The 3,529-nt window shown below is 63.6% G+C and carries 4 protein-coding genes and 1 pseudogene; 3 read left to right on the top strand and 2 right to left on the bottom strand.

Annotation, left to right across the window (positions count from 1 at the left end; all coding sequences use genetic code 11):
* Both EN742_RS28325 and motA read right to left on the bottom strand, forming a co-directional pair.
* Positions 1-618: flagellar motor switch protein FliM (locus EN742_RS28325; protein WP_128333537.1), on the bottom strand; the 618-nt coding region annotated here is incomplete at its 3' end.
* Positions 619-652: 34 nt separating this feature from the next.
* Entirely contained in the window at positions 653-1,528 is an 876-nt protein-coding gene (gene motA / locus EN742_RS28320) for a flagellar motor stator protein MotA (protein WP_126058496.1), read from the bottom strand.
* Positions 1,529-1,707: 179 nt separating this feature from the next.
* Between motA and EN742_RS28315 the strand changes: the two genes are divergently transcribed.
* From EN742_RS28315 to fliI, 3 genes and pseudogenes are all read left to right on the top strand, one after another.
* Positions 1,708-2,484 (top strand): DUF1217 domain-containing protein, encoded by a 777-nt coding sequence (locus tag EN742_RS28315; protein ID WP_189347655.1) that lies wholly within the window; start codon positions 1,708-1,710, stop codon positions 2,482-2,484.
* Between the two features lie 7 nt (positions 2,485-2,491).
* Positions 2,492-3,214: a flagellar basal-body rod protein FlgF gene (gene flgF, locus EN742_RS28310; RefSeq protein ID WP_126058494.1), complete on the top strand. Its 723-nt coding sequence runs from the start codon at positions 2,492-2,494 to the stop codon at positions 3,212-3,214.
* 4 nt (positions 3,215-3,218) lie between these two features.
* Positions 3,219-3,529, top strand: a pseudogene (fliI, locus tag EN742_RS28305) (flagellum-specific ATP synthase FliI); the annotation flags it as partial.

Genomic DNA, 3,529 nt, shown 5'->3' with positions numbered 1-3,529 from the left:
GCCACGGGTCGCAAGCAGGATGCGCTGCGGGATCATCACCGTGACAGTGCCGCTGTCGGTCGGCGTCGAGATGCCGAACACCATGCGGACCGCCGCCCCATCGCGCAGCACCCGCCGCTTAGCCTCCATGCCGGACATTGCCCGCTGCACCGGCAGCCGCAATTCGAGCGAGCGCTTGCCCGATCCATTGAGCGCCTGCGCCACATGCTGGATCACCGTCGTCGCCACATCGGTCTCGATCTGTGACAGCTCGCGTTCGATTGGCGAGACCCGCGCGTCCGGGTCCCCGCCGAACAGGGCGCAAACCACGACGGCTATGGCCTGAGCGTCGATCACCAGGGTCATGGCGTCGGCCGAGGTCGGCGATGGAACGATGACCATGGCGAAGGTCTCGCCGGCATCGGCGCGTGCATGAGGAACCCGGCTCACCTCGACCGCCCGCAGATCCACCGTAACCGGCGCGCCAAGCTCGACGGCAAGGCTCTTCTGCAGCAGCGGCACGGCGCGTTCGGCCATCGCCCGCCCGGCACCAATGACATGACCGGCCTCGCCGCTGTCGCCGACGAGACGTTCGATGATCAGGGAACGGGTCTGCGACGGACTGCCCGGACTGGTCATGATGGCGAGCGGCCCTGTCTGTCTTGACGCATGCTCAGGCCGCCTTCTTTTCGGCCGTGCCGGTATTCATCGTGCTCTGCTCGACGGCGTCGATCGTCGGCCGCTCGTAGGATGAGATGGTCTTGCGGCCGAACTCGATCGCGACCTGCGGCAGCGCGCCGTTCATGTAGGCAAGCAGCGTCTGCTTGACGATGATGTAGAGGCGATTCTTCTTCTCGCGCACGGTCTTGATCTTGGTGGCGACGGGCCCCACCACGCCATAGGACAGGAAGATGCCGAGAAAGGTGCCGACGAGCGCGGCGCCGATCAGCCCGCCAAGGATTTCCGGCGACTGGTCGAGCGCGCCCATCGCCTTGACCACGCCGAGCACCGCGGCGACGATGCCGAGCGCCGGCAGGCCGTCGCCGACTGCCACCATCGCGTGGTAGGCCTTCAGCTTGTCGGTCCTGATGGTCTGGATCTCCTCGTCCATCAGCGCCTCGATCTCATGCGAACGCGCATTGCCGATGATGATGATGCGGCAGTAGTCGCAGATGAAATGCGTGAGATCGTGGTTCTTCAGCACCGTCGGGAATGCCTGGAAGATCGCCGATTCCTCGGGATTGTCGATATGCGCCTCGACCTCGCTGCGCGACTTGGAGCGCAATTCGCGCATCAGGCTGTGCAACACGCCGAGCGTCTCCAGATAATCCCGTTCCTTCGGCACCGCCTGCTTGAACGCTTCGAGAATGCCCTTGCCGGTGTCCTTGACGGTCTTCATCGGGTTGGCGACCAGGAAGGTGCCGAGCGCCGCGCCGCAGATGACCACCGCTTCCCAGGGCTGCATCAGCACGTGCAGATGGCCGCCCATGGCCATGAAGCCGCCGAGGACGCAGCCGAGCGTCACCACCAGTCCGATCAGAATGCCCACGCAAGATCCTTCCGCATGTCACCGCAGGTCCCAACCGATAATCCACGTGCCTTGTGTGAGGCTTGAATCGACGAGGCTTCAACCCCGCGAGGTCCGGCTCGCGGGTTGCGGGGCCGATTCAGCTTCGCGCAAGGAAGTGACTGTATTTTCCTGGAATAGCTTCGCCGGAGGCGCACAGCGTGTTGAACACTTATACGAGCTACCAGCTTATCGCCAAGGACATACCCAAGGCGATCGATCAGGTTGAGGCGCAGCCCGTCGTCAAGCGCGATACCGACTACTATCTCGCCAATATCGGCAACATCAAAACCATCGATGACTTCGTCAAGGACACCCGCCTGTTCACCTATGCCATGAAGGCATACGGCCTGGGCGATATGGCCTATGCCAAGGCCTTCATGGTCAAGGCGCTCAAGGAAGGCGTCTCGGATTCGGACAGCTTCGCCAACAAGTTGAGCGACAAGCGCTACGCCGCCTTCGTCAAGGCGTTCAACTTCGCCGCCTATGGCTCGACCGCCACGCTCTTTCCCTCCGCCCAGCAGGGCACGGTCGACAAATACATGCGCCAGACCCTGGAGGAGAATGCCGGCGAGACCAATCAAGGCGTGCGGCTGGCACTCTACTTCCAGCGCAAGGCGCCCGACATCACCAACTGGTACGACGTGCTGGCCGATACGGCACTTTCGAGCGTGGTGCGCACCGCGCTCGGCCTGCCCGATTCCTTTGCCTCGGCCGACATCGACAAGCAGGCGCAGTTGTTCGAGCAGAAGCTCGACATCGCCGATTTCAAGGACACCGACAAGCTGAACAAGTTCCTGACCCGGTTCACCAGCCTGTGGGAGATCAACAACCCCACCTCAACGGCGCAGACATCGGTCAGCGTGCTCTTTGCCCAGCCGACCACGGTCGGCATCTCGACCGATCTGATGATGGCCATGCAGAAACTGAAGTTCTGAGAACACCATGCAGGACAGCCTCTACGTCGCCCTCTCCTCGCAGATCGCGCTCGAGCGCCGGCTCGACACCATCGCCGACAATGTTGCCAATGCCTCGACCATCGGCTTTCGCGCCACTGGCGTGAAATTCGAGGATGTCGTCTCCGGCACTGGTCCGAAGTCGGTCTCCTTCGCATCCTCCGGCAAAACCTATCTTTCGACGGCGCACGGTTCGATGACCGAGACCGGCAATCCTTTCGACTTCGCCATCCAGGGCGATGCATGGTTTGCCATCGAAACGCCGACCGGCACGGTGATGACCCGTGACGGCCGTTTCTCGATGAACGAGAACGGCGAGTTGATGTCGATCGAAGGCTATCCTGTGCTCGACGGCGGCGGCGCTCCGATCCAGCTCGATCCGCGCAACGGCCCGCCCAAGGCCGGCGCCGACGGCTCGCTCCGACAGAACGACCAACTGGTCGGCGCCATCGGCCTCTACAATTTCGATCCCGGGCAGAATTTCGTCCGCTACGGCAATTCCGGCATCGTGCCCGCGCGGACGCCTGAACCTGTCACCGATCGCTCCGACGTCGGCGTGGCGCAGGGCTTCCTCGAGGAATCCAACGTCAATCCGGTGCAGGAAATGACCCGCCTGATCATGGTCCAGCGCGCCTTCGAGAATACGGCGGCGCTGATACGGCAGACCGATGCGACCACCGACGACGCCATCAAGACGCTCGGTTCCAAGTAGCGGCATGTCGACCAGCCTGCCCTCGCTACGCGCCCTTGAAAGGCAGCCTGATGCAGCACCCCGCGACCGGCTTGCCGCGTTGGAACGCGTCCTGCGCCGCTTCGATAGCGCCGCGTCCCTGCTCCGGCGCGGCGGCCGCGTCGCCGAGATCTCGCCGACCCATTACAAGGCGCGCGGCCTTTCCGACATCGCCAGGCTGGGCGACATTGTCGAGCAGCGCGGCCATGCCGGCGCGCGGCGCGGCGAAATCGTCAAGATCGGTCGTGACGAGGTGGTCGTGGCCCCGTTCGAGCGCAGCGCCGATGCCGGCATAGG

This window comes from Mesorhizobium sp. M4A.F.Ca.ET.020.02.1.1 (assembly GCF_004022645.1).
In the GTDB taxonomy this organism is placed as follows: domain Bacteria; phylum Pseudomonadota; class Alphaproteobacteria; order Rhizobiales; family Rhizobiaceae; genus Mesorhizobium.
The sequence above is the reverse complement of the archived record's forward strand: the minus strand, read 5'-3'. Positions and strand labels throughout refer to the sequence as shown.

What these genes read in the sequence shown, in the direction of transcription:
- flgF (WP_126058494.1), top strand. Translation starts at nt 2,492, where the DNA reads ATGCAGGACAGCCTCTACGTCGCCCTCTCCTCGCAGATCGCGCTCGAG.